Raw genomic sequence first — 26,217 nt, 5'->3', positions numbered from 1 at the left:
GGCAAAAGCGTGAGCATAAAATCAGGTCTGGTCTGTACACAGTTCAAAATCCGCTTCCAAGTCAGGTCATTTCCTGCTAACTTGCTTAAGGCAAAGACTACCGTTGGCGTTTCTGCGTTAACGGGGCAGGCACCATGAAGAATATACTTAAAAATTACCGACGCAGACTCTTAAACCTTGGCACTGGAAACAGGTCGCTGCTGCTGTTGCGGCTGTACCATGAAATGCACATGGATGTAGAGGCGCTGGACTTTGTGAACGGTGAGCCTGCCTTTGAGGTCCTTAACAAACTGCTGAGCGGCAAAAAGAAGATCAGCCTTAGCCCTTATGCCGATAGCCGCCATGCTCCGGTAGCACCTGTTAGCCGCAGACTACGCTATATAAAGCGCAAAGCCGAGATGATTTTTGAGGAACGTGGCAGCCGCGAATTGTACCTGGGCTGGCCCTTTGTGCATGGCAAATTCTCGGATGGGACGCCGGTGCGCTGCCCTTTGCTTTTCTTTCCCGTGGCTTTACAAGTTAATGCGGCGCAGGAGTGGGAAATGGTGCCCGACACCACGCAGCAGCCGCAATTTAACCAGAGCTTTTTGCTGGCCTATGCACACTACATGGGTACCCCGCTAGCCGATGAGCTTACCGAACTGGACCTGGGCACGCTGCCACAACATCCGCTGGAGTTCCGAACCAAAGTATACGAATTGCTTAAGGATAGCCAGTTGGCCATAAACGCAGGCCGTGAGTTCTTTACCGATAAACTTAAACCCTTCCGGGATCACAAAAAGGCTGATTATGAAGCCGACCTGAAAGCTGGGCAGCTGCATCTGGAGCCGGAAGCCGTGATCGGTATTTTTCCACAGGCTGGCTCCTACTTGCTGAATGACTACGATGCCCTGCTGGAGCGTGAGGACCTGCAAAGTATGGAGGACCTCTTTGCCACATCCCTTGAAAGTATAAATGCACAGGCACCCGCGCAGCAAACCTTTACGGCTTTTGCCATGGATGCCTCTCAGGAGGCGGCGCTACAGGCGGTGAAGCAGGGCAGGTCGCTGGTGGTGCAGGGGCCGCCGGGTACGGGCAAATCACAGCTTATCTGTAACTTGGTGTCGGATTTTACGGCCCGTGGCAAAAAAGTGCTGGTGGTAAGCCAGAAACGAGCCGCCCTGGATGTGGTGCACCAGCGTTTTTCGCAGCAGGGCCTGAAGGCTTTTGCCGGTTTGGTTCACGACATCAACTCCGACCGTAAAGCGCTTTTTAATCAACTATTGTTTCAGATAGAGCAACTCGACGAGTATAAAAAGCAGAACCTGGCACTTAACAGCATCTACACAGACCGCGCTTTTCTGGAGGCCAGTAGGGGTATCAATAAAAGTATAGAGCAGCTCGAACAGTTCAAGAATGCTCTCTTCGATACAAGTGCCTGTGGCTGGTCGGCTAAAGAATTATACTTACTAAGCAGTTTGAAGCAGCCCCATGTTAAACTGGATGGGTACTACAGGAAATTCACTGCAGAAACTGTTGCTGCTTTTCTGCCGCTGCTAAGGCAATACCTGGACCAGGCGATTAAGTTTGAGGCACCGGATTTTGTGTGGCACGACCGAAGAAGCATGAAAGGCTACGGCTGGCCGCAGCGTCAGCAACTCGAGCAAACTATAAACTCCATTCAGGAAGAATACGCTGCGCTGCAGCAAAGTATAAAAACACAGAGCGGCTTCGACCCGGACCTGAAGGATGTTTCTCAGAAATACACTGAAAGTATAGACCAGGTGCATGCGCTGCTTTTGCAGGCTGATGTGCTGGAGGTGGTAAATGCGCTGCTGCGAAAGCGGGTAAGTATAAAAGAGCTGGCGAAGCAGGTGCAGGAGCTTAAAAGCTTATACTTAGTTTGTCCGGCTCCGGATGCCGCTGTTCCTGCCTCTGAAGTTTTAGGTGTAAATGCAGCCATTGCAAAGTATGAGGCGCAGCAGGGCAACCTTATTAAAAGTATAGGCTGGCACTTTTCTAAAGAGAAGAATATACTAAAACAGGCACTGGCAAAGTATAAACTGGAGCTCAATGCCGCTGGAGTAGCCGAATTGCAGCGCAGGCTGGCACTAAGACAGCAAGCCGAAACCCTGATGCAGGCCATCAACGGAAGTATAAAGTATAACTTAAGTATAGATGATAACCCAACACCTGTGCTGCAGAAGCTTGCAGTGGTGGAGCAGGCACTGGAGGCACATCAACAACTAAAAAAACTACACCAGAATAAAGTACTGCACGAAAAACTGCTGACAGAGGTAAACTTGCCTGAGCACCTGCAGCACCTGAAGCAAAGTATACTTAAGTTGAGTGAAGCACAGCAAAACTGGTTGCGTTGGTTGACGAAAGAACAGGTAGATCAGTTGCTAAAAGATGAAAGGTATGCGGAAAACCTGCTGCAAACTTTGCCTTTATACTTTGAAGAACTGGTTGCTTTTGATGCCCTTAAAGAGGAACTGACCCAGCCGCAGCGCGATGTGGCCGCTTTGCTGCTTGCCAAAAGTATAAAATCAGGGGAGGAAGGGGAAAGGCTGTTTCTGAATAGTTTATACCTGGCTTGGCTGCACCATCTCGAAGCCCAACACCCGGAACTGCGCCTGCCCAGCAATGGCGGCCTTAACAAGTTGGAGGTAGACCTGCAGCGGCTGTTACTGGAAAAGCAGCAGCTGAGCCAGGAAATTGTAGTGTCGCGTTTGCGTGATCAGACCTATAAGAGCATAGAGCACAACCGATTAGGCAACCCCGTTACGTACCGCAGGCTACACGCACAGGTAAGCAAAAAGCGTAGCCTGTACCCTTTGCGCAAGCTGTTTACCCTCTTCTCCTCCGAGATACTGGACCTGGTGCCCTGCTGGCTCGCTTCGCAGGAAACGGTGTCGGCGGTGTTTCCGCTGGAGGCGTGTTTTGACCTGGTTATCTTTGATGAGGCCTCGCAATGCTTTGCCGAAACCGGTATACCGGCCATGCTGCGCGGAAAACAGGTTGTCGTAGCCGGCGACCAGCAACAGCTTAAGCCATCCGATCTGTACCGTGCCCGCTGGAGTGCATCCGAAGACGAGGAAGTAGAAGAATTGTCTGCTGAGTCGTTGCTGGAGCTTTGCGGTTTATACTTGCCCCAGACCATGCTCACGCAGCATTACCGGAGCCGCTACCCTGAATTGATAGAGTTCTCAAACAGATACTTTTACCGCAACAAACTGGAACTGATACCCGAACTGCACGACCTGAATGACAGGCAGCCGGCTATTCAGTTTGTAAAAGTGCACGGGCTGTGGCAAAATAACCAGAACGTGCCTGAGGCTGAGAAGGTGGTAGAACTGGTGCTGGAACTGTTAAGGGCTGGTCAGGAGGAAATAGGCGTGATCACCTTCAACTATAACCAGCAAATGCTGGTGCAGGACCTGCTGGAGGAAAAGGCGCTGCAGCAAAGTATACTTATACCTGCTTCCGTGTTAGTGAAGAACATTGAAAACATTCAGGGTGATGAGAAAGAAGTGATCATACTTTCGGTGGGATACGCACCGGATGCCAAAGGCAAGCTGAACATGCAGTTTGGCAGCCTGAACCAGGCCGGAGGCGAAAACCGCCTGAATGTGGCCATTACCCGTGCAAAACAGCAGGTGTTTGTGGTAAGCAGCATCCGGGCAGAGCAGTTACAGGTAGAGAATACGCAGCATCCTGGGCCGAAGCTCCTGAAAGACTACCTGCACTATGCACAACAGGTAAGCCGACGATACTTTAAGTATGAGCCGAAGCAATCTTACATGCCAGCACAGGTTCCCTTGCTAAAAGACCGCTTGGCGGCACAGCTGCCCCATCTGCAACCCGAAGTCCCTTTTGCCGACTTAACGCTAACCGAAAATGGAAGCTACGCAGGCGTAGTGCTTACCGACGATGACTTATACTTTAGCCAGCAAACCGTTCGGCACCTGCACACCGATGTACCGCAGTTGCTTACCCAGCGCCATTGGCCTTACGTAAAAGTATACAGCCGGCAGTACTGGGAAAACCCCGAGGCAACCTTATTGGAGTTAGAGAGTTTGGGAGTTGGGGAGTTTAGGAGTTAGAGAGTTAGAGAGGTAAAGAGGTATAAATGATTTCGCTGCGTTCCCGAAATACTCCAGGATAGGCCTCCGGCCCTGCGAGCACCTTAATAGTTATAGAGTTCCCGCCATTGTTGGTGTTTTTCACCAACAATCCAAGGATACTTATACAAGCTAGTGTAAAATGTGATGCACAGGCAATACAAATTCTTATATGCAAGCAATAAGCTCGAGTTTATGTAACTCAAGTTGCGATAAATGATAAACCAAGCAGGTGTAAACACACCCCTGCGCCCCTCTCAAGAGGGGAATTACATGCACGAGCAAAATTAACCTCCTCTGGACTAGCCAAAACGAGCGTTTTTTTTTTGCTAGCGAGCGCAGCTCTTAGGAGTGGGTTAATCGCAACTTGAGTTTTATAATTTGCATATGATAAAAAGACATAAGTTTAGACATAATGTGGCAAAACAAAGTAAAGCTTAATATCAATCTCTAACACTCTAACTCCCAAACTCTCTAACTTTTTAACTTCATCGGTTTTGCTAATCAAATTATTCACACTCTACATTTACCTGCAGTCAACCTTCTGCGGCTGCGCGCCCGACAGGCGAAACAGTGGGTTTGAAAAGCCTGAGATAAAGTATAAACTGGAGCGGGTTGGCAGGATGGACAGGCGTGTTCTCGAAAGTTCTGGTCTGGCAAATGCATCAGATAACACAATCTGGACACACCCCGACGGTAACAATCCTGCTATGTTGTATAACATCAACAAAAGCGGCGAATTATTGGATACCATACCATTGCCGCACCTTAAAAACTCTGATTGGGAAGACCTGGCCGAAGATACCACCCACTTGTACATCGGCGATTTTGGGAATAATGCCAACAACCGGAAAGACCTGCGCATTTACAAGATAAACAGGCAGGATTATACTTTGGAGGGAGAAATTGAATTTAACCTGGAAGACCAGAATGCCTTTCCGCCCACTGAAGATAACCTGCACTTTGACCTGGAAGCGTTCTTTTACCACCAGGACTCGCTCTACCTGTTCACCAAAAGCCGTGGCAAACATAAAAAACTGAAACTCTACACCTTGCCGGCCACCCCGGGTAAGTATACAGCCAACCTGCAGGAGCAACTAAATGTAAATGCCATGGTTTCGGCTGCCGATATATCGCCGGATGGGAAGCAGTTTGCTGTGCTGGGCTACGGCAGGCTATACTTGTTTGAGGTACAGAACGGGGCTATAAACCTTTCCGGAAAGCACTATTGCATACCACTTGGCAGAACAGGCCAGGCAGAGGCGCTGCTTTATACTTCCCCATCAGAATTACTTTTAACAAACGAAGGCGGAAAGCTGTTTAAAGTTATGCGGAAAACGCGTTGAAAATGTGTGGCTTAGCAGCCATAGTGTTGAATTTACCATCACGAACAGTTAAAAAACCGTAGTATAAAGTAGACCCAACAACAGAATAAAACTATGCATACAACGATATTAGTAACCGGTGCAACGGGTACCGTGGGGCGGGAGGTAGTAAAGCAACTGTCTATGCACGACGGTGACATACGGGTGCGTGCCGGGGTACACTCTATCATAAAAGGGGAGAACCTGAAGAGATTGCCAGAAGTGGAAATTGTAGAAATGGATTTTGAAGACCGGGAGTCGCTGCATGCCGCCTTTACCCACGTAGATAAAGTTTTTATGATCACGCCATTTGTAAAAGACCAGGTGCACATGGCCAAAACACTGGTAGATGAAGCCAGGAAAGCAGGCGTGAAGCACATCGTAAAGCTATCGGCTATGGGCGCAGACTCAGAGCCAAGTATACAACTCGGCCGCTGGCACCGCGAGATCGAGAAATACATCGAGGACAGTGGGATCGCCTATACTTTCCTGAGGCCATCTTCTTTTATGCAGAACTTTGTGAACTTCAACGCAGAAAGTATAAAGCGCGACGGCAAGATATACATGCCAACCGGCAATGGTAAGATCGGTTATATTGATGTGCGTGATATTGCCGCGGTAGGGGTAGAGGCGCTTACCGGCGAGGGCCACGAAGGAAAGGCATACGAACTTACGGGTCCGGATGCTATCTCTAACAAAGAAGTGGCAAAGATTTTAAGCGAAGAGACTGGTAAGAAAGTAGAGTTTGTAGATGTGCCAGCCGATGCTGCCCGCAAAAGCATGATAGCGCAAGGCACGCCGGAATGGATGGCCGACGCGATGATGGAGTTGTACAGCGTGTACAAGTCTGGTAACTCCGGTGAGGTCTTTGATTCGGTACAGGCAGTTACGGATAAGAAGCCACATTCTTTCAGGCAGTTTGCGCATGATTACAAGGAGTGTTTTGTCTGATAGTTTTGCAGCATAAATTAAAAGGCCACCCCAATTGCTGGAGTGGCCTTTTGTATTAGCTATAGATTTTATAACTAGTCTCTGTCCAGGTTACGGTAACGATCGCTCCGACGGCTTTCGTGACGGTCTCTGTCGTGGTCAGAGCCTGATGATGAGCCGTAGTCACCGCTACCATAGCCTCTGTAGTTCTCACGTGAACTGGACCCGCGATTGTCGCTGTAATACGATGTGCCGCTATCCATAGACCCGTAACGGCTTTGGTCGCTGCCACGGCCTCCCTGCTCATAACCACCTGAGCTGTATCCAGAGCTATATCCACCTCTGTCTCTGTCTCTATCGCTGCCTGAGCCATAGCCATAGCCACCGCTCATGCCACGGCTGTAGTTGCTGTCGCCGTAGCCGCCTCTTTCACGGTCGCGGCCCCAGCCACTTTGTCCGTAGTCACTGCCCTGCGAGCCATGTCTGCCGGAGCGGTACTCATCGTTGTAAGATCCGCCTCTTGAGCCGTAACCGCCCTGGCTGCCATAGCCACCCTGCATTGAGCTCTGAGAATCCCAACCTCTTTGTGAGCCGCGGTCATCTCTGTCGTATTCACTCATGCCTCTAGAGGAACCATAGCCCATTGAGCCGTAACGGTCTCTGTCGCCGTAGCCGCCCTGGCTGCCTGATCTGGAAGAACCTGAGAAGCCAGACTCCTGCTGTCCACTGCCATAGCCGCCACTATAACCGCCGCCATAGTTGCTTTGGCCATAACCGCTGCTGCGCTGCTGGCCGTAGCCACTGCCACGCTGGCCATAGTCGCCCTGGCCGTAGTTTTGCTGATAGCCGCCCTGTGATCTTTGGCTGCCATACTCACTACCTCTTGAAGAACCATAGCCTCCCTGGCCGCCAAAACTCTGCGACGAAGAACCATAGTTAGATTGAGAGCCGTAACCGCCCTGTGATCGCTGGCTGCCGTAATTGCCTTGCTGGTTGTAACGGCCCATGCCGCCCTGGTCATTCATAACACCGTAGCCACCTTGCATGTCGCCTTCACGGTCCTGGTAGCTACCCTGCATACCGCCGCGGCTGCCATACATATCGTTAGACCATTGGTCCTGTGCACGCATTCGGTTGCCTTCCATACCTCCCTGGTTGCCATAGTTGTAGCCACCTGAAGAGCCGTAAGAGCCACCCTGTCCGTAGCTGCTGCCAGACATGCCTTGGCCTGACTGTGAGCCATAGCCACCCTGCATGCCCTGCGAAGAACCATAACCACTCTGACCGCCATAGCCGCCCTGGCTACCACGTTCTTGCGAAGAAGAGCCATAGTCGCCCTGATACCCATAGCCGCTCTGGCCTCCATAGTTACCATGCTGCGAGCCATAGCCATAGCCTCCCTGGCTGCCATAGCCGCTTTGGTCGCCGTATTTGCCCTGGCTCTGGAACTCCTGCTGAGAGCCGCTGCTCATAGAGCCATAACCGCCAGTGTCTGAACTCTGGTTCATGCCGCTCTGCTGAGTAGACGACGAAGAACCTGTTGACTTTGTGGATGACTTGCCTGATGCAGTTTCGGAAGATTTGCCACTAGTTGAGCCGGAAGATTTGGCGCTTGATGCTTTAGAAGTACTTGCTTTGGTGGTAGATGACTTGGAGGAAGTACCGCTTGATGATTTACCGCTCTTTGATGAGCCGCTGGAAGCACTAGGGGTGCTGCTTCCTAAGGATGTATTAGTGGATGTAGATGATGTCGGGGTGCTGGATGATCCGCCCGAAAGGTTTGATGATTGGTTCGAGCTCTGATTTTTCTCAGTGTCTTTCATAGTTCTGATCTCCTTGATTATTGTTAAAAATTAAGTTTGCTGCTTGGTTCGTACAACCACGTCAAAGAACGGCTGCTGCAGGTTTTGATACTGAAGCATTCATCTTGAATTTTAGTTAAAGTGCCGCTATTTAATGTGACTGAACGTTTTAGCTATACGAACCATACGGTAGTTGGTTATTGCTATATTGATGCTTAACTATTGTGAGATCAGGCGCTACAGTACTTATTCAGGAAGAAGTATAAATAGTGACAAGCGAATGCCTTTACCTCGGATAAATACAGTTGCTGAAACCGGAATATTACAGCAGCTGGAAGAAAGTATGGCTTGTAACTGATTGATGTTGTTATGATTATTATTTTTTAGAGGTATTAGTAAAATTGAAAGTATTATGTACCTTTGCTTTATTAATAAATTTATTTCATAATGAAGACAGGTAAAGTAAAGTTCTTTAACGTATCTAAAGGTTTCGGTTTCATCATCGCTGATGACACTAATCAGGACATCTTTGTGCATCAGACTGGTCTGGTACACGAGATCCGTGAGAATGACCGTGTATCTTTCGAGGTTAAGGATGGCAAAAAAGGATTGAATGCAATCAACGTAGAGAAAATCTAAGTTGTAGAAATATACTGCCGAAAGGCATCATTCATCTATTTTAACCCGCTCAGTTGCTGAGCGGGTTTTTTTCTGTGTGTTTCTGTTCCCCGTTCTCCTTGTTTTCATTACTGCGTTCTTCGCCTTTCTCCAGGCCTTCTTCTATCAGTTCTTCAGCCTCGTGTTTTTCTTCAGCATCTGCTTTCGGAGATTCCTGCTCATGGCCGTTGGAAGGTTCGTAATTCAGGCTGATGGCAATCGGGAAGTGGTCTGAACCAAACTTACTCAGCCTTCTCAAGCTAAGCAACCTGAAATCCGGATCATAGAACACGTGGTCGAGGGGGTAACGGAATACAGGTATAAGCGCGTTGTAAGTATTGTAGAAGCCGCGTCCCACACGTGGGTCGATCATACCACTAATCTTCTTAAATAGTTTTGTGGTCCTCGACCAAGCCACATCGTTCAGGTCTCCGGCCACAACCGATGCATACTTTGTCTTTTTTGCCTGCTTTGCAACAATCAGCAGTTCAGCTTCGCGGGGCTCTGTGTTCAGCATAAAACGCGGAGGCTGCGGGTGCACTGTAAATAAATCGAACTTCTTACCGCTGGGTAACTCAATAACAGTATAAAAAGAAGGTATGTCGTCTTCCACCAAAAACCTGATCTCGCTGTCGTGGAGTTTAAACTTACTCCAGAACAGCATGCCATAGGTATTCTCGAGCGGTTTTTTGATAGAATGCGGGAAGAGCCTGTCAAATTCTTTCCGGACGCTTTCGTGCCAGGCCTCATCCGGTTCGTTCATGATAAGCATGTCCGGGTTCTCCTTCAGTACAAGTTCTTTAAACTTTTGGTGGTGTTTGTTTGCCTGCCGCACATTGGCGATCATCAGCGTAAAGGCATTGTCCGGGTGTTTTTCCTTACTTCTAAGTGCCTCTACTTTAGCGATTGGGGTAAACCAGAAAACATACCGGATCTCATTCAGGATTGCCAGGAGCCAGACAGACAGCATTACGATCTCTTTAGTATCCTGAGCCCCAAACATTATCAGGTATGCAGCAAGTATGCCCGATAAAATAATGGAAACGTGAAAGCGTGGAAAGTCTAGTACCCTTATCCACCACAGCGGTGATTTAATAAGGGGGAGAAACGAAAAAAGGGTAAAAATAAATCCGAATATGATCAGAGCTGATCTCATGTTATTATAGGTGCTTTCTTAAACTGCGTGCTAGACAATACTTATACTATGTATGTTTTGTTACCACTGCAACAGTACTGTGCCTGGCAGGTAACGAACCATACATATAGCTACGCAAACCAGGTATAAAAGCAGAAGCCCGGTACATAAAATATGTGCCGGGCTTCTGCTTTTATTTGTAATGTATTTATTCTGAGGCGTTTTCAGAAACGCGCACTCCAATGGCCTGTATATGCGGCAGCGGGTCGCGGCGCATGTATTGGGTTAATTTTAACTTATACTTGCCCGGCGTACTAAACCTGATATCATCCAGTGCGAGTGCCTGCAGGTCAAAAGTGTCGCTGGAACCCTGTCCAAGTGGCTTACCAGTCTTTGCGTCCATCAGCAATAACTCGTGCAGTTTTGAAGACAGCTCTTTACCATCAGGTCCTATAAGCTGGTGCCGCAGGTATAGGTTGTAAAAATCATACTCAAGGTCATAGCGCACATTAAAGTATACATCATACGCTTTCGTAGTATCCTGAATCTCAAATTCGAACACAGGGGCATTGTCTATATACCAGCTTCCCTCAGGCAGGTCTACATTCTGCTCGTACACACGGCCAGGGTCGCAGCTGCACAGTAACAGCACACAGCACACAGCCCAAAATGTCAGTACTTTATGCATCGTTGCGCGGTGGTTTACTTGTGTCTTTGTCTGATTTTTTACCTCTGAACGGCTTTCTGCGCTTCTTTGGTCTTTGGTCAGGGCCTCCACCTTCCTGCTTCTCAGCAACAGGCGATCCGGTCTGTCCTTCAGGTCTAGGCTGACGAGGTGGCCTGCCTTCGCGTTTTTCTCTCGGAGGTCTGCCTTCGCGCTGTTCACCTCTAGGCTCACGTTGCTCACGAGGCTCTTTTGGTTCTCTCGGCTCTCTTGGTGCACGTTGCTCCTGGTCCTGAGGGCCACGGTCTTCCCTGTTCTTATTTTTGTTTTTGAAAGGCTTCTTCTTACGAGGCTTTTGGCCCTGCTCAGTCTGCTCAGCTCTATCAGGCTGAGATGACTGTGCATCTGGTCTGGCCTTCGGCTGTCTGGCAGATTCGGCAGTTGCCTGCTCAGGTTGTGCCGTTTCAGAGGATGGTTTTTTCTTCTTTTTCTTCTTTTTCTTTTTCTTGCTCTTGAACTTGTCGTCCAGTCGCTCCAGGTTACCCTCTACCTGCGCTACAAACTCGTTTTGTTTTGGCTCCTCAATCGGCTCCAGCAGCAGTGCTTCTACTATTATGCCCTTAGCATTCTGTTCCTGTATCTCCTGCACACGCTCTACCGGCACCGCATACCAGTTATTGTCGCCTTTGTAGCCGAACCACATCATGCGCTTAAAGATATCCGTTTTCTGAAGCACAGCATCGCCTAGTTTGGTCTGCAATGGCCTGTTCACTGTCGGGATATCCTTCAGGGCATCCATGTACGTCTCAAGCTCATAGTTAAGGCAGCACTTTAAACGCCCGCACTGGCCGGATAGCTTACTTGGGTTAAGAGACAGGTTTTGGTAACGCGCTGCTGTAGTAGACACGCTTTTGAAATCGGTGAGCCAGGTGGAGCAGCAAAGCTCACGGCCACACGAACCTATGCCGCCTAAGCGGCCGGCCTCGTGGCGCAGGCTTATCTGGCGCATCTCGATACGCACCTTGAACTCCTCTGCCAACTTTCGGATCAGGTCACGGAAGTCTACACGGTCATCTGCAGAGTAATAAAAAGTCGCTTTGCTTTTATCGGCCTGATACTCCACATCAGAGAGCTTCATTTTAAGGCCCAGCTGCTGAATGATCTCACGGCTGCGGTACATGGTAGTTCCTTCGAGGTCTCTTACCTCGTTAAACTTCTCCATGTCCTTTTCGTTGGCAATGCGGTAGATACTCCGAATCTCTTCGTTGTTATCTACTTTTTTCTTCATCATCTGCAGGCGCACCAACTCCCCCTTAAGCGATACAAAGCCAATATGGTGGCCGTTTGGCACATCCACCACCACGGCGTCGCCGGTTGTCAGGTCAAGCCTTTCTGTATTTCTGTAAAAGTCTTTGCGACCTCCTTTAAATCTTATCTCAACAATGTCAAACTCCTCAAACGACATCGGTAACTCCATGTCACTGAGCCAGTCGAACACGTTTAAACGGTTGCAGCCACCTGTGCTACAGCCGCCGTTGCTTTTGCAGCCACCTGGTTTGGTGCCGCATCCGCCACTAGAACATGAACTACATCCCACTTTTATATCTCCTTATAAATAGCCAGGCTATTCTTGTTTTCTATTTCAGTTAATTAACAAATATACTAAAATTTTAAGCTTTTGCTTTTCCTCCTCCTAAAAGTACAACAAGCCGGTTTAGGCTGATGTCTCATTACCAGGGGTTGAGACAAATAAGAATCAGAAAGTAAATTACGAAAAATATGCAGGTGTAGGGAAAGGCTTGGAATTAAAGTATAATTTTAAGCGATGTTTCGGAAACTACTGTCACATGCGGCTGTTTATGGACTCGCGGCACAGGTGCCCCGCGTGGCAGGAATTCTGGCTTTACCCATTATTACCCCCTACCTAAGCTCTCTGGACTATGGCGTGGCCGGGGTAATAACAGCCTATGTAGTTGCCCTTAATACGGTGCACTCCCTGGGGCTGTCTACGGTAATGGTAAACAGTTATGCCAGAAACCCGAAACGCTACAAATGGGTGTGGCGGCAGCTGCACGGTTTTTTATCGGGGTGGGGGGTGCTGTATGGTTTTATAATTGGCGCTGTGCTGTGGTGGGGCATGCCAGCCGAGGCCAGGGAAAACCGCTGGGAACTGCTCGCGTTGAATGTGTTGCCTCCCGTACTGTTTGGGGTAACTGAGTTTCAGGCAATGATGCTGTTCCAGATATCGCAGCGTCCTTTGCCTGTGGCGGTACGGTCTTTTGTGGTAGGCCTGATTTCGGTGGGCTTAAACATTTATACTATTGCCTACCTGAAGATGGGCTATATGGGCTGGTTTTATGCCAATGCGGCCGGAGCGCTTGTAGGGTTTATACTTTACGGCTATCCTTTATACTTCCGTGAAAAGATGTGGCCAATCTTCAACTTTAAGTGGAAGCGGATTAAAAACTCTCTGCAAATCTCCCTGCCTGTTATCCCTCATCATTTCTCTTTCTTCCTGTTGGATACCTCGGACAGGCTGGTGCTGGATATTTTGAAAGTGCCAGTGCCCCGCATAGGTTTGTATAATATTGCCTCCAGCTTTGGTTTATACTTTATGGCGGCCTCAAACGCTGTGGTGCAGGCCGCCTCACCGTTTTACCTGCAGTTTTACTCGACTTCGAAGGAAAACCCACAGGCAGCAAGGCAGGCGCGTAGTATGACTTTTCTGCTGCAAGCGCTGTTTTTAGCCACAACCTTTGTATTGTGCCTCTGGATGAAAGAATTATTTATACTTCTGATCCGGAACAGAGAACTTCAGAAAGCGTATCCGCTGGCAATAATTATGCTGATGGGGTATAACTACCGCCCTATGTACCTGGCGGTTATCAATCTTTTGGCATACCATGAAAAAACCAGGGCTTTCTGGAAGATATCTTCTGTGGCAGGTGTGGGCAACGTGGTCCTCAACATAATTCTGGTACCGTTTTTTGGCATTGAGGCGGCGGCAGTTACCACGTTTTTAGCACTTATGTACATGGGATACTCTGGCTATACTTTAAAGGAATATAAAGAGGCGGCAGAAATTAACTATTACCCATGGCTTTGGTTATTGGCTACCATAGCAGCCTTAATCATCGTTTTCGCACTAGCCAATACCGATCAGGTTTATAAAGTTATACTTACTGTGCTTTTGATGATGGTGGGGCTATATGGTGGTTTAGTGTATAAAAATCGGGTCAACAAAACAGCGGAGGTTTGAAGCATCTGTTCTATATACATAGCGCTATTACATACCTGGTAGCTATCAAGCTTATAGAGTATAATAAGCTAAGCAAGAGAGACTGCGTTTTTTTGCTGGGAAGAGGTTTTAAGCCCATACTTTCCAGAGAGATCAACTCTGTCGAATTGCCCTTTACCCATCATCCGGTAAATTCTTTTGCTGTAAAGCGGAAATTCTGGAAAAGCTGGGGAAAGCTAGGCGCTTTTGACGCGTTTGTACACAAACTTACTCCAGGAGAGCAATTTCACCTTTACACTAACCAGACAGGTATAGCCTTTATTCAGCTCTTTATGTCGCACAGGGGTTGTGCCGGTTACAGCTTTCTGGAAGAGGGTTTATACTCTTACTATACTCAGAGCAAAATTAATACTGAAATCTGCCCCAGCGGAAAAGCTACAGCATTCTACAAAGCCCTGAAGTACCTTAACTTCTTTGGCAGGCTATCTGATTACCCGCAGTTTTTTTCAGAAGACTATACAGCTGTTTATGGCATAAGCAGCGAGTCATTTCCTGAGTTTAGGAACAGAGTTATACTTGATGATGTGTTGGTGCAGGGGAGTTTTGCGAGCAATGTGGAAGAGCATATACTTGCGTTAGATGCTTTGTACGAATATGGCTCTGTTTCTAAGGAGGAGTTTGCACAGGCTTTAAAGGATATGTTCTCGTATTTCCAGAGAAAAGGTATTAGTAGCATATGTATTAAATATCACCCTGAACAGTTTGCAAACCCGGTATACCTGGCTGCAATCAGAAATCTGGTTGAAAAGTATAGGGGAGATGTTAAAGTGACAGAGTTAGACCCGGACTGTATACTAGAGCTAGTTGCGGCAAATAAGGCAAATGACGTTACTTTCTATGTTTTTCTGAGTTCTGTAGGTTTGTATGCTGGTTTCTGTGGTAAAAAAGTATATTCTTTTGCCCGCTTTATTGGTGAAAGGAGCAGCAACTATAAGGCAAGGATAAAAAGCCTGCCTCCTGTATATAAAAGATATGTGGAGTTTCTGTAGGCAAACATGAACCATGTTTGCCTACAGTATAATCTGGTCCTACGGCTTCAACACCACCTTCACACAGTTATCCTCCTTCTTTTTGAATATCTCATAGCCATGTGCGGCCTGGTCTAAAGGCAATGTATGCGTGATGATGTCGTCGAGTCTTACCTTGCCCTCCTGTACCAGTTTCATTAAGTGATCAATGTATACTTGCACAGGTGCCTGGGTGCCCATAAGCGTTACGCCCTTATCAAACCAGCGGTAGATCGGGAAGTTATCAAACGCAGAACCATACACCCCCACCACACTTACAATGCCCGCACGGCGCACAGCTCTTAAGCACGTCTCCAGCACCTTGGGGGTTCCTTTCTCAACATTTATCACAGCTTTGGCCTTATCCAGGAAACTGCGTTCGGCTTCCATTCCCACTGCATCGATACACACATCTGCACCACGGCCTTCGGTCATGCTGCGTATCATCTCTACTACCTGGTCCTGGTCTTGCCAAAGTATGGATTCGGAGTTGGCGGCTTTGCGGGCCATGTCCAGGCGGTATTGCTGCACATCTATGTTCACAACCCTGCCAGCCCCCATCAGCCACGCCGATTTTGCAGCCATAATGCCAACAGGCCCGGCGCCAAAAATGGCTACGGTCTCGCCACCTTTAATTCTGCCCCAATCAGCAGCTGCCCATCCGGTCGGGAAAATGTCCGTCAGGAAAAGTACTTGCTCGTCAGTCAGTTCGTCTGGCACCAGGCGTGGACCGTAATCCGCGAAAGGCACCCGTACATACTCCGCCTGGCCGCCATTATAACCGCCATACAAATCGGTGTAGCCAAAAAGCGCAGCCCCTTTCTCAGACAAAAATCCGCCATCAGGGCCATACATCGGATTGGAGTTTTCGCATTGGGTAGGCCATTGGTGGGTACAGAAGTAGCAGGTGCCGCAGGCGATAGGAAAAGGTACTACCACACGGTCACCTTTCTTCAGGTTCGTTACTCCCGGACCCACCTCTTCTACAATGCCCATAAACTCGTGGCCCAGAACCATGTCTTTCAGTTGTGGCACAAATCCATCAAGTATGTGCAGGTCTGAGCCGCAGATGGCTGTGGAGGTTACCCGGATAATGGCGTCGCGGCTCTCTTCTATGCGTGGGTCGTCAACGGTTTCAACGCTGACATCGTTGATTTTGTGAAATACAAGTGCTTTCATAGTATAAGTATAATATTGTTGCACAGCCAGTTATGGCCGGTAAATAGAATTAGTAACGGTGTAAGCGATAACGGGTTATGTGGTTGATGTTCGCAATCATGAAAAATCAGTTATAATTGGCATATTGTGTATATTCATCCGTAAACAGGCTTTGTTAGAAAATAAACTATGCCCGACTTCAGATTTTCCTTTTTAAGCGCGCAGGAGATGCCGCTACTGCACCAGACTTTCTTAAATGCCTTCGCAGATTACATAGTACCGCTACAACTGGACACTGAGCAGTTCAGGGCTAAACTACAGCGAGAAGGTATTTTGCCTGAGTTTTGTGTAGCTGCTTTTGACGGGGACAAGATGGCTGGGTTTATACTTACCGGCTTAGGGGAGTGGCAGGGGTTGCCAACAGCCTATAATGCCGGCACCGGTGTGCTGCCTGCTTATAGAGGCAACGGCCTTACGCAGCAACTTTATACTTTTCTGTTGCCCAAGCTGCGTGAGAGCGGGGTGGAGTCTTGCCTGCTGGAGGTGATAAAAGAAAACACCCCTGCCCTTAAAAGTTACCAGCAGGTTGGCATGCAAACCACCCGCTCACTGGACTGCTTCCGGGTAAAAAAAGAAGAACTGCTTTTAGAGGCAGACACTCCAGAGAACATTACAATTGGCAAAGCCACCAAACCAGACTGGAAAGTATACCAGCATTTTTGGGACATTACTCCAACCTGGCAAAACTCCATACTTGCTATAAAAAGAAGCCGCAACGACAATGTAGTGCTGGAGGCCCGAGATCAGAATAATGCGATTTGTGGTTACATGGTGGTATTCCCGGGAAGCGGCGCTGTGGCACAGTTGGCAGTTGCGCACAGTTACAGAAATCAAGGCATTGGGTCGGCGCTTTTACGTGAGGCCGTAAAACTGGTACAGGCCCCGGTATTGCTGTGCATTAACGTAGATACAGCGGGAGCAGGCGTAATATCTTTCCTGAAACAGCGCTATTTTAAACCCATACTGCAGCAGTACGAAATGCAGATGCCGGTAATCTAGGCCACCTCAGGGGTTGGAGAAAGTTGATGGACATGGCTGCGTTTCTGCAGGACCAGGGCACAGAGCAAAACGCAGAACAGCACCAAGTATGAGGCTGCCAGAACCCAGGTGCTTGCATGAGGTGCTCCTGTTGCAGCTGTGGGGTAGATGTCTACTGTGATGTAATATACAATATTGGCAGCCCAGTGTATTCCTAAAGTCAGCCACAGCGATCTGGTTAGCTGCATGGCGGTTGCCAGTACAAGGCCAAGTATAAACAGGTAGGTAAGCACAGAAACATGGTCTGTGAGGCGCCAGATGTGATTTAAAACATACACTACTGCCGATAAAAGTATCCATGCAAAGGAAGGCACCCGATGAGCAAAGTGTTTGAACAGATAACCCCTCGTTAGTATATCTTCCGCCAGCGAAGGCCAGAAAGTCATGAAAATGATCCACCAGATCTTTTGGAGGAAAACAGCTGGTCCCGGCACTTCTGTAACACGCTCAAACTCTAAATAGATAGAAATTACCGTTGACAGGCCTACAAAGCACACACCTAAGGCAAGACCAAGTATAAGTTTCGTCCACCATTGGTGCTGCAGGCCCAGGCCCCAACTCTGCAAACCTTCCAGTTTTTGTGCCCTGGCAACAGCATAGCTTAGCGGTACAAATGCCAGCATGGCAACAGCCGACACTGTCATGGACTGGTAAAACTCGTGAGAGTGATACACTGCAAAAAGAACTAAAAAACCGGCTGCGATGCTGAGCATGCTTTTATTTGTGCCTGATGTGGTTGCGTGCATAGTTTATTTTGGTGGCGTAGGGCAAAGTTATACTTTCCTGCAAGATTCTGTGCATGCGTTTTGGCATATGTGCCTACCTTTGTTGTGTAATCTCTATTAGATATGAATACAGCGTGGGTATACCTGATACTGGCAGGCATTTGTGAAATAGGCTGGGCCTTTGGGTTGAAGTACAGCGATGGCTTTACAAAAATTGGCGTGAGCATCATCACCGTGGCCGTTATGATCCTGAGCTTTGTGTTGCTGGCCCAAGCCATGAAACACCTGCCACTCGGCACAGCCTACGCTATCTGGACAGGCATTGGTGCTGCCGGCACGGCTATACTTGGCATTGTATTTTTAAACGAACCACGCGATGCGGTCCGCATATTCTGCATACTCCTGATCATTGTTGGTGTAGTAGGACTAAAGGTATTCTCCGGGGCAAAGTAACGGCTTAACGCAGCGTGTAAACATCCAGGGCCCTGGTGCTGAAAAGGTACAGCTGCCCATCGCTTGCCAAAGCCGTTACATAGGGTTTAGGCAGGGGCAAAGTACGCTTCTGGGAGGTATAAAGGTCTACAAAATGTAGTGCGCCGTTCTGCACAAAGTATAACTCGTTGTTAAGAAACCCCATATAATTCACGCCTGTTATCGGCAGCTTGCGCTTGTAATTCCCCAGGTTGTCAAACACAAAGATCCCGTTGTCATCCAGCAGGTAGACCATATTCTGGTACTCTCGCAACTGCTTCACATTAAAGCGCTCTTTTTCCAGTATCAGGTTTAGCGGAGTTTCGATGGTTACTTTACGCAGTTGTATGTTCAGTTTGCTCAGGGTAAGGTTGGTCTCGTCAAAAAGCCAGAAACCATCATCAGAGGCAAGGGCGGCGGCTTTGGCAGTGCCACGGTAATTAATGTCTTGCAGCGTGGCGTTGCCGATGGGGCGCAGAAACCGGTCCAACAGAAACAACTCCTGCCTGTCTTCATAAAACAGCAATATCTTCATGGGGTTCCAGGCGTCGATGCTGGCAATGCGGCCACGCGTTGGCGGAGAGAAAGTGCCTAACGGGTTGCCCAGAGAATCGACGCGGAGCAGGCTGCGGTTAGGTGCCAGAAAATACACATTGCCGTTGCGATCTTTGGAGATAGTAGTGGGGGAGGAAGCAGCTATACTATGGCTATACTTTAAAGCGACAGGTTTGAGTGTGTCCTGCGCTAATGCCGTTCCGGCTGCCATAAGCAGCGCCAGCAAAAGTATAGCTATGTGGTTTTTAGCCTTCAAAGGTCTTCAGTTCAAACTTATCTCCGTCGTATACGCCATACGTGCAAAAATTGACCCATTCTCCCAGGTTCAGGTAGCGGCTTTGCTCGGTTATGGGTATATCCAAGGGCAGATGCCTGTGGCCGAATACGTAAAAGTCGTGGTGCTTTGTGGCTTCTACATCTTTGCAGTATTGTACCAGCCATTCATCCTCTCCTAAAAATTGTTCATCCTTTTTTACATTGCTGATACGGCTTTTCCTGGACCACATATTGGCTACGCCTATGCCCAGGTTTGGGTGAAGGCGTGCAAAAAGCCACTGGCAGGCCTTGTTGTTAAACACGCGCTTCAGCACTTTATAAGTATGGTCGCCGGGGCCCAGGCCATCGCCGTGCCCAATGTAAAAAGTATGGCCGTTTATACTTGTCGAGATCGGGTCGCGGAGTATGGGTATGTTAAGTTCTTTCGGAAAGTAGTCGAACATCCACATATCATGGTTCCCCGTGAAAAAGTACACCGGAATGCCTGCGTCTGTGATCTCGGCCAGTTTGCCCTGTAACCTGATAAAGCCTTTGGGGATGGCATGCCTGTACTCGAACCAGAAATCGAAAATATCGCCCAGTAAAAGTATGGCAGCAGCATCCTGCCGAGCCATCTCCAGCCACTTCACGATCTTTTTCTCGCGGGCAAGGCTGGCTTCGGCCGAGGGTACGCCTAAATGGAAATCGGAGGCAAAGTATACTTTTTTACCTGCTTCTAACTTGTTAATGCGGAAGGTCATCAATCAGGAAAAGTACTAGCTGTTTTGGGCCATGTGCACCCATTACCAAAGTTTTCTCGATGTCGGCGGTGCGGCTTGGGCCACTCACCAACGATACCATAGAAGGGAAGTTCTCTTTATACTTGTCGCGCACACGCTGTAGGCCGTCTTTGATATCGGGTACCAGTTGACTGGCTTTTGCCACCACTATGTGCGTGGGCGGGTATATGCTCAGGCGGCGGCCCCCGGCATTGGCGGAGCTAACCATTATACTTCCCGTGCGGGTGATCAACGACTCGCAGGTGGTAAGGCTGGCCTCTGCGTCGCGCACAAAATTTTCCTGGTCTGCAGAGAACTCAATGCCGGCATGATGCAGCGCATTTTGCAGGTTAGGCTCCCATACATACAGGTGCTGGATTTTCTGCTCCTTTTTGTAAATGTACAGCTGGTCAAAAAAAGCCTCTTCGTTATCGCAGTAAATAAACACCCCTGCGTTTTTAATAAAGTTCTCAGCAAATACCACCGACAGATCTTCCAGTGCTATGGGTGTGTGCAGCGGAGAAGTGAAATCCGGGGTAGGAGGCAGAAAAGGCGCCGACTTAGCCAGCGCCTCTCTTACTCTTCTTAAAACTATTTCTTTTGATTTTGCTTCGTACATGCTTGTGTCTAAGCTGTTCTGGAATTTACATTGTCCTGTTCAACCTCAGAGTTGCCATTGCCCTTCAGCGGTGTGTCAGGCATCGGGTTCTCCTCCTGCTCAGGCTCCTGAGTCGATCCGCGTTCCTGTGGGTGCTTTTGCTCCACCTCACTCTTGGTTTCGCTACGGTCAGTGCCAGTAGTATGTGCCTGGTACGTGGTCAGGGCCTCAAACGGACGCTTGCCAACCAAACGCTCCAGGTCGTTCTGGAACAGGATCTCTTTCTCAAGCAACTCTTTGGCAACAATCTCAAGCTCCTGACCTTTCTCCATTAACAGCGCTTTTGTACGCTCATAGGCTGCACTGATCAGGGTACGCACCTCTTCGTCAATGGTCTGGGCAGTGGCCTCAGAGTATGGCTTGCTAAATGTCATCTCAGACTGTTTCGAATCGTAGAACGACACATTACCGATCTTAGGATTCATGCCATACATGGTCACAATGCTGTACGCCATTTTCGTGATGCGCTCCAGGTCGCTCAGAGCACCCGTAGAGATCTTGCCGAATACAATATCTTCGGCGGCACGTCCGCCAAGGGCCATGCACATTTCGTCTATCAGCTGCTCAGTAGTATACAGAAACTGCTCTTTTGGCAGGTACTGCGCGTAACCTAAAGCGGCCACACCACGCGGTACTATACTTACTTTTACCAACGGATCGGCGTGCTCCAGGAACCAACCCGCAATAGCATGGCCAGCCTCGTGGTAAGCCACAATTTTCTTCTCTTCCGGAGAAATGATCTTGTTCTTTTTCTCCAAGCCACCGATCACACGGTCAACTGCATCGTTGAAGTCCTGCTGGTCTACTGCCTTTTTATTGCGACGCGCCGCGATAAGGGCAGCTTCGTTACAAACGTTGGCTATCTCGGCACCGGCAAAGCCAGGTGTCTGAGCTGCCAGTTTCTTGGCATCCACATCCTCTGCCAATGTAAGCGGCTTCAGGTGTACTTTAAAGATCTCGGTACGGCCTACAATATCAGGCTTGTCAATGCTGATCTGGCGGTCAAAACGGCCAGGGCGCAGCAGGGCAGAGTCCAGTGTGTCAGGGCGGTTGGTGGCTGCAAGTATAATTACACCTGAGTCAGTGGCGAAACCGTCCATTTCCACAAGCAGGGAGTTCAGGGTATTCTCACGCTCATCGTTACCGCCTGGCGTTGTGCCACGGCTACGATGACGGCCAATCGCATCGATCTCATCTATAAAGATGATACACGGCGCCTTTGCCTTGGCTTGCTTAAACAGGTCGCGTACACGCGCTGCACCCACACCCACAAACATCTCCACAAAGTCGGAGCCTGAAAGCGAGAAGAAAGGTACATCGGCCTCGCCGGCTACAGCCTTGGCAAGCAATGTTTTACCAGTGCCCGGAGGGCCTACAAGCAAAGCGCCTTTCGGTATTTTACCGCCAAGTATGGTAAACTTAGATGGGTTTTTCAGGAATTCCACGATCTCCTGCACCTCTTCTTTTGCCTCCTCCAGGCCAGCCACATCCTTAAACGTGATCTTAACCTTGTTCTCAGCGTCGAAAAGGGCTGCTTTAGACTTGCCAATGTTGAAGATCTGGCCACCGGCACCGCCCGAAGTAACACGGCGCATCAGGAACCAGAAACCAAATACAAGCAGTATCAGGAAGCCCCATTGCAGGAAGAAATCCGCAAACCCGGTACGGTCTACCAGGCTATAAGGCACATGTTGCTCTTTCGGGATATTGGCCTGCAGCTTGTCCAGGTCTTCTTTAAAAGACTCAGCCGAGATGATCTGGAAGTGGTAGTGCGGTCCCTGGTCCATGGTGAAAGTACCGCGGTCTGTCAGGTCCTGCTTATACTTGTCGTTTTCTACAGCCTCCTCTTTCAGGAATACCTCCACGGTCTTGCCGTTTACGATATTCAGTTTTTTAACGTCGCCGCTAAGCAACATTTCCTCAAACTCGGGCTGTGTCGTCTCTACAGAAGAGTTGCTTTTGTTGAGGTAGGTAAGTCCGAAGATCAGCAGAATCAGTACGGCCAGCATCCACAACTGCATGGTTGGGCGCGGCGGGGTGTTCGGGATGATCGGCTTTTTCTTTTTGTTATTGCCTTTTTTGTTATTTTCTGCCATTGATGTTTAGTTTCAGTTGTATGTAAACATTGGCCACTTTCAAATGTTCAGGCCAAATGTACTAGACAGACTCTACGTGTTTTATGCTGGCGTCGCCCCAAAGTTCTTCCAGTGCATAAAATTCACGCTTGTCCTTCAAGAAAACATGGGCCACTACGTCTACATAGTCCAGTAGCACCCACTCTTTGTTTATGCGGCCTTCACTTTGCCACGGGTTTTGCCTTATTGCCTTAAAAACCTCTTCCTCTATTGAGTTGGCAATAGCCTCCAGTTGTGTGTCGGAGTTGGCTGATGCTATCACGAAGTAATCAGATACGGCATTCTTTAGAGATTTGAGGTCGATTACGACAATATCGGAAGCTTTTTTCTCCTGCATTCCCTTCACGACTAGTTCTGCCAATATGTCTGAATTAGCCTCAACCTTGGTTTCTTTCATTTGCTATACTTAAATTTGAATGTACAAAAGTATTAAATTCTGGGTTAAAGTATGTTGCCTAATACGCTGTTTATGGGTCAGCAGCTATATTTTCTGCCGGCTTGCTCTTCCACTAATACCGAAGCCCAGCAGCTTCTTATCAAAAATGAAGCCACAGAGGGCTGTACGGTTATTACGGCACACCAGACCGCCGGACGCGGACAACGTGGCAACACCTGGGAGGCCGAGGCCGGTAAAAATATAACGCTTTCCGTTATACTTAAGCCAAAGTTTCTGGCCGTCAAGCATCAGTTTTACCTCAATATGTCTGTGTCGCTGGCTGTGCTAGACCTGTTGCATGAGTTTGGGCTGCACAACGCCCAGGTAAAGTGGCCAAACGATTTATACTTTGAAGATAAAAAACTTGGCGGGATTCTAATAGAAAATTCCATTAATAGCCTCACTTTACAACACAGTATAGTAGGGATTGGTTTAAATGTGAACCAGTTAGCCTTTGAGTTTGCAACGGCCACCTCGCTTGCTAAGGAAACCGGTTATACTTTGGAGCTTGAGCAGGTTACGGCCCGTTTGCTGGAGTTGCTGGAAAAGCGATACCTGGAACTACGAAACGGCAAAACCGCAAAGCTAAAGTATGAGTACCTGCAGTCGCTTTACCGTTACCAGGAAACCTATACTTACCGGGTGGACAACGAACTGGTTGATGGCATGATCATGGGCGTAAATGAAGAAGGGCAGCTAGCCGTTCAGATTGAGGGCCAGCTGCATTACTTTGGTTTTAAAGAGATCGCTTTTGTGATTTAGCGTTTCTTTTTCTGGTATAGGGTCACCATCCTGGTCGGGGTATGTTCAGGCGTTAACTGCAGCTCCAGGTTTACGTTTACCTCGTCTGCCATAAATCCGCTGATCAGTTTAGGTGATTCTATGTTGTGGTCTTTTGTGTTTACAACGAACAGCGACTGAAGTATAAATGTGTCTCCTTGCCTGATCAATTTACCTTTTATACTTCTCCGTCTGGGCACCCCGTGTATGGTGAGGGTGCCATTTGCTGTTACTTCTTTGCTGTCTTGGCTAATGCCGGTCACTTGTCCGCTGAAGGTGGCCTTTGGGTGGCGGTCGGTTTGCATATATTTGTCGTTAAAGCGCTCTTGCATTAATGAGTTAGCAAACTGAAACGACTTTACAGGTATCTCAAAATATACTTTACCAGTTTCCGGGTTCATGCTTCCTTTTATCTCATGGGAAGTGCCTTTAATCAAATCAAGCGGGACTCCGGCGGAAAATGTGACCTGGCCATTGCCAGTGTACATGTTTTGCTGTCCAAAGCTAACCTGCCAGCAAAGCAAATAGGTTAGCGCCAGCGTAAAAATCAGTTTCATAAAAGTGGCGTAGTCTATACTAATATGAACTGCTCCTGCTGGTAATAGTTACAGGATTTGTACTAAAAAAAGCGGGAAGCCTAACTAAAGACTCCCCGCTTTCAAACCCTAGCCTTTTTTCCTTATGGTACTATCAATTTTTTAGTGGCAGTCTGGGTGCTGCTAACCACTTTTACAAGATAAATTCCGGAAGGAAGTTTCATCTCATCCAGTGCCAGATCAAGCCTGTTTGTGCCTGTTGTTATGGCTCTGTTAAACACTTCCTTTCCGTTGGTGTTCACTATCCTTATTTCCTTTGTTTCAGTGTTGTAGCCATCTATAGCGATGGTAACATTTTTGCCCGAAGCCGGATTGGGGTAAACTGATACTGACTCGGGTGTTGATACAGCTCTTTGGCTAACCGCAATCAGTTTGCTGTATTCAAATGTGCCGTTCAGGTCTACCTGCTTCAGGCGATAGTAATTTATTTCCGGCAAAGCCCTGCGGTCCAGGTAGCCATACTTTTGCTTGGTGTTGGAGTTGCCATGGCTTGCAATTTTGCCAATGGCGGCAAATGTTTTACCGTCTTTGCTGTGCTCTACCTCAAACGTGGCGCTGTTGCGTTCCGATGCCGTTGTCCACTCCAGGGCGATGCCGCTTTGTGTTGCCTTTCCCTCAAATGACTCCAGTTCAACTGGCAGAGGGGTGGCAGAACTCTCCTCACAGGTTTTGGTATTAAAGCTTTTTGTGGTGGAGTTAGTGCCGGCGTTTAGCGTTATACTGAAAGAAGGAGTCAGGTTGTAGACGTCTGTTGGAACTATAATGGCAAAGATGTCCTTTTCGCCATTTGCATATCCTTTGGTGTTTTGTGCCTGAAAAGTGATTACGTCGGTTGCCTGGTCTGCTGTGGCAGTATAAGTATACTTCGCTTTGTAAGAATTTCCGTTGTTGTCAGAGAAAATACCTATAGTTTTAGGTGTATTGGGAGTTTCTATCAGAACGCTGCTAACCTCTGCGGCCGTGTTGTTTGTCAGCAGAAAGCGAACAATGGTTGTGCCATCATTTAAGTGGATCGCGTCTATGAATCCAAAAACCGCTTTCCCTGCATTGATACTGCAAGAAGTTGGCGGTGCCTGATTTGGGTTTGACACCGGAGCGCAGGTATTCAGGTTAAAGGTTGCTGTGCCTATTGTTCCATTTTTGGTCTTTGCCTCTACAATCATTCTGCTTATGACGAGTTTGTCATAGTCCTCATTTGTAAGGTAAAACTCAAAAATGTCTTCTTTGCCATTATTTATGCCGGCGGTGTTCTTGGCATTAAACTGTATGGCATTGAAAATGGTGCTTATCTGGTCCTGGCCAGTGTTGTTTGTCCTTCCATTCTTAACAATGTAATCATTGTTCTGCTGCATTGTGTTTGATGGGGCTGCCGCCTGTGAGCCATCTGGTAACTGGAATGCAATGTAGTCGAGTTTGCTTTGGCAGGTCATGCTGGCAGCGAAAGTTATTTTAACCTGCTTGTTATCAAAACGGGTGGCGCCCAATAGTTTAAATGTAAAACATTTATCAACCATTGTGCATGATGGATCTGCATTGGCCTGTAAACAAGTCAGGCTCATTATAATCAGGGTGACTAGTAAAAAGGGCTTCATGTATATTTATTTCAAATGC

General features: G+C 48.2%; 23 protein-coding genes. 10 read left to right on the top strand and 13 right to left on the bottom strand.

Annotated features, from left to right (window positions below):
- The first annotated feature begins 134 nt into the window (after positions 1-134).
- From AC4BAP_RS04740 to AC4BAP_RS04730, 3 genes are all read left to right on the top strand, one after another.
- On the top strand, positions 135-4,085 hold the full coding sequence (locus AC4BAP_RS04740; RefSeq protein ID WP_490581473.1) for an AAA domain-containing protein: 3,951 nt from the start codon (positions 135-137) through the stop codon (positions 4,083-4,085).
- A gap of 515 nt (positions 4,086-4,600) precedes the next feature.
- Entirely contained in the window at positions 4,601-5,449 is an 849-nt protein-coding gene (locus AC4BAP_RS04735; RefSeq protein ID WP_490581472.1) for a hypothetical protein, read from the top strand.
- A 93-nt stretch (positions 5,450-5,542) separates the two neighbouring features.
- On the top strand, positions 5,543-6,418 hold the full coding sequence (locus AC4BAP_RS04730) for an SDR family oxidoreductase (RefSeq protein WP_490581471.1): 876 nt from the start codon (positions 5,543-5,545) through the stop codon (positions 6,416-6,418).
- A gap of 74 nt (positions 6,419-6,492) precedes the next feature.
- On the opposite strand, the gene AC4BAP_RS04725 is transcribed toward AC4BAP_RS04730, so the two are convergent.
- A complete protein-coding gene (locus AC4BAP_RS04725; RefSeq protein ID WP_490581470.1) occupies positions 6,493-7,905 on the bottom strand; it encodes a hypothetical protein in 1,413 nt (470 codons plus the stop codon).
- 40 nt (positions 7,906-7,945) lie between these two features.
- Between AC4BAP_RS04725 and AC4BAP_RS04720 the strand changes: the two genes are divergently transcribed.
- A complete protein-coding gene (locus AC4BAP_RS04720) occupies positions 7,946-8,200 on the top strand; it encodes a hypothetical protein (protein WP_490581469.1) in 255 nt (84 codons plus the stop codon).
- Positions 8,201-8,646: 446 nt separating this feature from the next.
- Positions 8,647-8,838, top strand: a complete 192-nt coding sequence (locus AC4BAP_RS04715) for a cold-shock protein (protein ID WP_490581468.1) — start codon at positions 8,647-8,649, stop codon at positions 8,836-8,838.
- Between the two features lie 49 nt (positions 8,839-8,887).
- On the opposite strand, the gene AC4BAP_RS04710 is transcribed toward AC4BAP_RS04715, so the two are convergent.
- From AC4BAP_RS04710 to AC4BAP_RS04700, 3 genes are all read right to left on the bottom strand, one after another.
- Complete coding sequence (locus AC4BAP_RS04710) at positions 8,888-10,012, bottom strand: endonuclease/exonuclease/phosphatase family protein (RefSeq protein WP_490581467.1); 1,125 nt, start codon at positions 10,010-10,012, stop codon at positions 8,888-8,890.
- A 187-nt stretch (positions 10,013-10,199) separates the two neighbouring features.
- On the bottom strand, positions 10,200-10,679 hold the full coding sequence (locus tag AC4BAP_RS04705; RefSeq protein WP_490581466.1) for a gliding motility lipoprotein GldH: 480 nt from the start codon (positions 10,677-10,679) through the stop codon (positions 10,200-10,202).
- Positions 10,672-12,132, bottom strand: coding sequence for a PSP1 domain-containing protein (locus tag AC4BAP_RS04700; RefSeq protein WP_490581627.1), 1,461 nt, complete (start codon positions 12,130-12,132; stop codon positions 10,672-10,674). Before AC4BAP_RS04700 ends, AC4BAP_RS04705 begins: the two co-directional genes overlap by 8 nt.
- Before the next feature lie 348 nt (positions 12,133-12,480).
- On the opposite strand from AC4BAP_RS04700, the gene AC4BAP_RS04695 reads away from it, so the two are divergent.
- Positions 12,481-13,914 (top strand): lipopolysaccharide biosynthesis protein, encoded by a 1,434-nt coding sequence (locus AC4BAP_RS04695; RefSeq protein ID WP_490581465.1) that lies wholly within the window; start codon positions 12,481-12,483, stop codon positions 13,912-13,914.
- A complete protein-coding gene (locus AC4BAP_RS04690) occupies positions 13,911-14,942 on the top strand; it encodes a hypothetical protein (protein WP_490581464.1) in 1,032 nt (343 codons plus the stop codon). Before AC4BAP_RS04695 ends, AC4BAP_RS04690 begins: the two co-directional genes overlap by 4 nt.
- A gap of 39 nt (positions 14,943-14,981) precedes the next feature.
- Here AC4BAP_RS04690 and AC4BAP_RS04685 read toward each other — a convergent pair whose 3' ends face one another.
- Complete coding sequence (locus AC4BAP_RS04685; protein WP_490581463.1) at positions 14,982-16,139, bottom strand: zinc-dependent alcohol dehydrogenase; 1,158 nt, start codon at positions 16,137-16,139, stop codon at positions 14,982-14,984.
- Between the two features lie 168 nt (positions 16,140-16,307).
- Here AC4BAP_RS04685 and AC4BAP_RS04680 point away from each other — a divergent pair, with 168 nt between their 5' ends.
- Entirely contained in the window at positions 16,308-17,177 is an 870-nt protein-coding gene (locus AC4BAP_RS04680) for a GNAT family N-acetyltransferase (RefSeq protein ID WP_490581462.1), read from the top strand.
- On the opposite strand, the gene AC4BAP_RS04675 is transcribed toward AC4BAP_RS04680, so the two are convergent.
- Complete coding sequence (locus AC4BAP_RS04675; protein ID WP_490581461.1) at positions 17,174-17,962, bottom strand: CPBP family intramembrane glutamic endopeptidase; 789 nt, start codon at positions 17,960-17,962, stop codon at positions 17,174-17,176. The two genes, AC4BAP_RS04680 and AC4BAP_RS04675, sit on opposite strands and share 4 nt — an antisense overlap.
- Before the next feature lie 102 nt (positions 17,963-18,064).
- Here AC4BAP_RS04675 and AC4BAP_RS04670 point away from each other — a divergent pair, with 102 nt between their 5' ends.
- Positions 18,065-18,394, top strand: coding sequence for a DMT family transporter (locus AC4BAP_RS04670; protein ID WP_490581460.1), 330 nt, complete (start codon positions 18,065-18,067; stop codon positions 18,392-18,394).
- Between the two features lie 4 nt (positions 18,395-18,398).
- On the opposite strand, the gene AC4BAP_RS04665 is transcribed toward AC4BAP_RS04670, so the two are convergent.
- The 5 genes from AC4BAP_RS04665 to rsfS form a co-directional block, all read right to left on the bottom strand.
- A complete protein-coding gene (locus tag AC4BAP_RS04665) occupies positions 18,399-19,223 on the bottom strand; it encodes a hypothetical protein (RefSeq protein ID WP_490581459.1) in 825 nt (274 codons plus the stop codon).
- Positions 19,213-19,983 (bottom strand): UDP-2,3-diacylglucosamine diphosphatase, encoded by a 771-nt coding sequence (locus AC4BAP_RS04660; protein WP_490581458.1) that lies wholly within the window; start codon positions 19,981-19,983, stop codon positions 19,213-19,215. Before AC4BAP_RS04660 ends, AC4BAP_RS04665 begins: the two co-directional genes overlap by 11 nt.
- Positions 19,967-20,620, bottom strand: a complete 654-nt coding sequence (locus AC4BAP_RS04655) for a LutC/YkgG family protein (protein ID WP_490581457.1) — start codon at positions 20,618-20,620, stop codon at positions 19,967-19,969. The genes AC4BAP_RS04660 and AC4BAP_RS04655 overlap by 17 nt, the downstream gene beginning before the upstream one ends.
- Positions 20,621-20,628: 8 nt before the next feature.
- Positions 20,629-22,755, bottom strand: a complete 2,127-nt coding sequence (ftsH, locus tag AC4BAP_RS04650; protein ID WP_490581456.1) for an ATP-dependent zinc metalloprotease FtsH — start codon at positions 22,753-22,755, stop codon at positions 20,629-20,631.
- Positions 22,756-22,816: 61 nt separating this feature from the next.
- Positions 22,817-23,191: a ribosome silencing factor gene (rsfS, locus tag AC4BAP_RS04645; protein ID WP_490581455.1), complete on the bottom strand. Its 375-nt coding sequence runs from the start codon at positions 23,189-23,191 to the stop codon at positions 22,817-22,819.
- 51 nt (positions 23,192-23,242) lie between these two features.
- On the opposite strand from rsfS, the gene AC4BAP_RS04640 reads away from it, so the two are divergent.
- Positions 23,243-23,992 carry a biotin--[acetyl-CoA-carboxylase] ligase gene (locus AC4BAP_RS04640; protein ID WP_490581454.1) on the top strand — a complete coding sequence of 250 codons (750 nt, stop codon included), beginning with the start codon at positions 23,243-23,245 and terminating at the stop codon, positions 23,990-23,992.
- Here AC4BAP_RS04640 and AC4BAP_RS04635 read toward each other — a convergent pair.
- A complete protein-coding gene (locus tag AC4BAP_RS04635; protein ID WP_490581453.1) occupies positions 23,989-24,567 on the bottom strand; it encodes a YceI family protein in 579 nt (192 codons plus the stop codon). The two genes, AC4BAP_RS04640 and AC4BAP_RS04635, sit on opposite strands and share 4 nt — an antisense overlap.
- A 122-nt stretch (positions 24,568-24,689) precedes the next feature.
- On the bottom strand, positions 24,690-26,120 hold the full coding sequence (locus tag AC4BAP_RS04630) for a T9SS type A sorting domain-containing protein (protein ID WP_490581452.1): 1,431 nt from the start codon (positions 26,118-26,120) through the stop codon (positions 24,690-24,692).
- Between the last annotated feature and the right edge of the window lie 97 nt (positions 26,121-26,217).

Source organism: Pontibacter sp. GD7, assembly GCF_058216375.1.
Note: the sequence above shows the minus strand (reverse complement) of the source record. Positions and strands in the feature narration are given on the sequence as shown.

Excerpts from the sequence above, each read along its gene's own strand:
- AC4BAP_RS04740 (WP_490581473.1), top strand. The coding sequence starts at position 135 with ATGAAGAATATACTTAAAAATTACCGACGCAGACTCTTAAACCTTGGC.
- AC4BAP_RS04730 (WP_490581471.1), top strand. The coding sequence starts at position 5,543 with ATGCATACAACGATATTAGTAACCGGTGCAACGGGTACCGTGGGGCGG.
- AC4BAP_RS04725 (WP_490581470.1), bottom strand. The coding sequence starts at position 7,905 with ATGAACCAGAGTTCAGACACTGGCGGTTATGGCTCTATGAGCAGCGGC.
- AC4BAP_RS04715 (WP_490581468.1), top strand. The coding sequence starts at position 8,647 with ATGAAGACAGGTAAAGTAAAGTTCTTTAACGTATCTAAAGGTTTCGGT.
- AC4BAP_RS04710 (WP_490581467.1), bottom strand. The coding sequence starts at position 10,012 with ATGAGATCAGCTCTGATCATATTCGGATTTATTTTTACCCTTTTTTCG.
- AC4BAP_RS04705 (WP_490581466.1), bottom strand. The coding sequence starts at position 10,679 with ATGCATAAAGTACTGACATTTTGGGCTGTGTGCTGTGTGCTGTTACTG.
- AC4BAP_RS04700 (WP_490581627.1), bottom strand. The coding sequence starts at position 12,132 with ATGGAGTTACCGATGTCGTTTGAGGAGTTTGACATTGTTGAGATAAGA.
- AC4BAP_RS04695 (WP_490581465.1), top strand. The coding sequence starts at position 12,481 with ATGTTTCGGAAACTACTGTCACATGCGGCTGTTTATGGACTCGCGGCA.
- AC4BAP_RS04685 (WP_490581463.1), bottom strand. The coding sequence starts at position 16,139 with ATGAAAGCACTTGTATTTCACAAAATCAACGATGTCAGCGTTGAAACC.
- AC4BAP_RS04680 (WP_490581462.1), top strand. The coding sequence starts at position 16,308 with ATGCCCGACTTCAGATTTTCCTTTTTAAGCGCGCAGGAGATGCCGCTA.
- AC4BAP_RS04675 (WP_490581461.1), bottom strand. The coding sequence starts at position 17,962 with ATGCACGCAACCACATCAGGCACAAATAAAAGCATGCTCAGCATCGCA.
- AC4BAP_RS04670 (WP_490581460.1), top strand. The coding sequence starts at position 18,065 with ATGAATACAGCGTGGGTATACCTGATACTGGCAGGCATTTGTGAAATA.
- AC4BAP_RS04660 (WP_490581458.1), bottom strand. The coding sequence starts at position 19,983 with ATGACCTTCCGCATTAACAAGTTAGAAGCAGGTAAAAAAGTATACTTT.
- AC4BAP_RS04655 (WP_490581457.1), bottom strand. The coding sequence starts at position 20,620 with ATGTACGAAGCAAAATCAAAAGAAATAGTTTTAAGAAGAGTAAGAGAG.
- ftsH (WP_490581456.1), bottom strand. The coding sequence starts at position 22,755 with ATGGCAGAAAATAACAAAAAAGGCAATAACAAAAAGAAAAAGCCGATC.
- rsfS (WP_490581455.1), bottom strand. The coding sequence starts at position 23,191 with ATGAAAGAAACCAAGGTTGAGGCTAATTCAGACATATTGGCAGAACTA.
- AC4BAP_RS04640 (WP_490581454.1), top strand. The coding sequence starts at position 23,243 with ATGTTGCCTAATACGCTGTTTATGGGTCAGCAGCTATATTTTCTGCCG.
- AC4BAP_RS04635 (WP_490581453.1), bottom strand. The coding sequence starts at position 24,567 with ATGAAACTGATTTTTACGCTGGCGCTAACCTATTTGCTTTGCTGGCAG.
- AC4BAP_RS04630 (WP_490581452.1), bottom strand. The coding sequence starts at position 26,120 with ATGGTTGATAAATGTTTTACATTTAAACTATTGGGCGCCACCCGTTTT.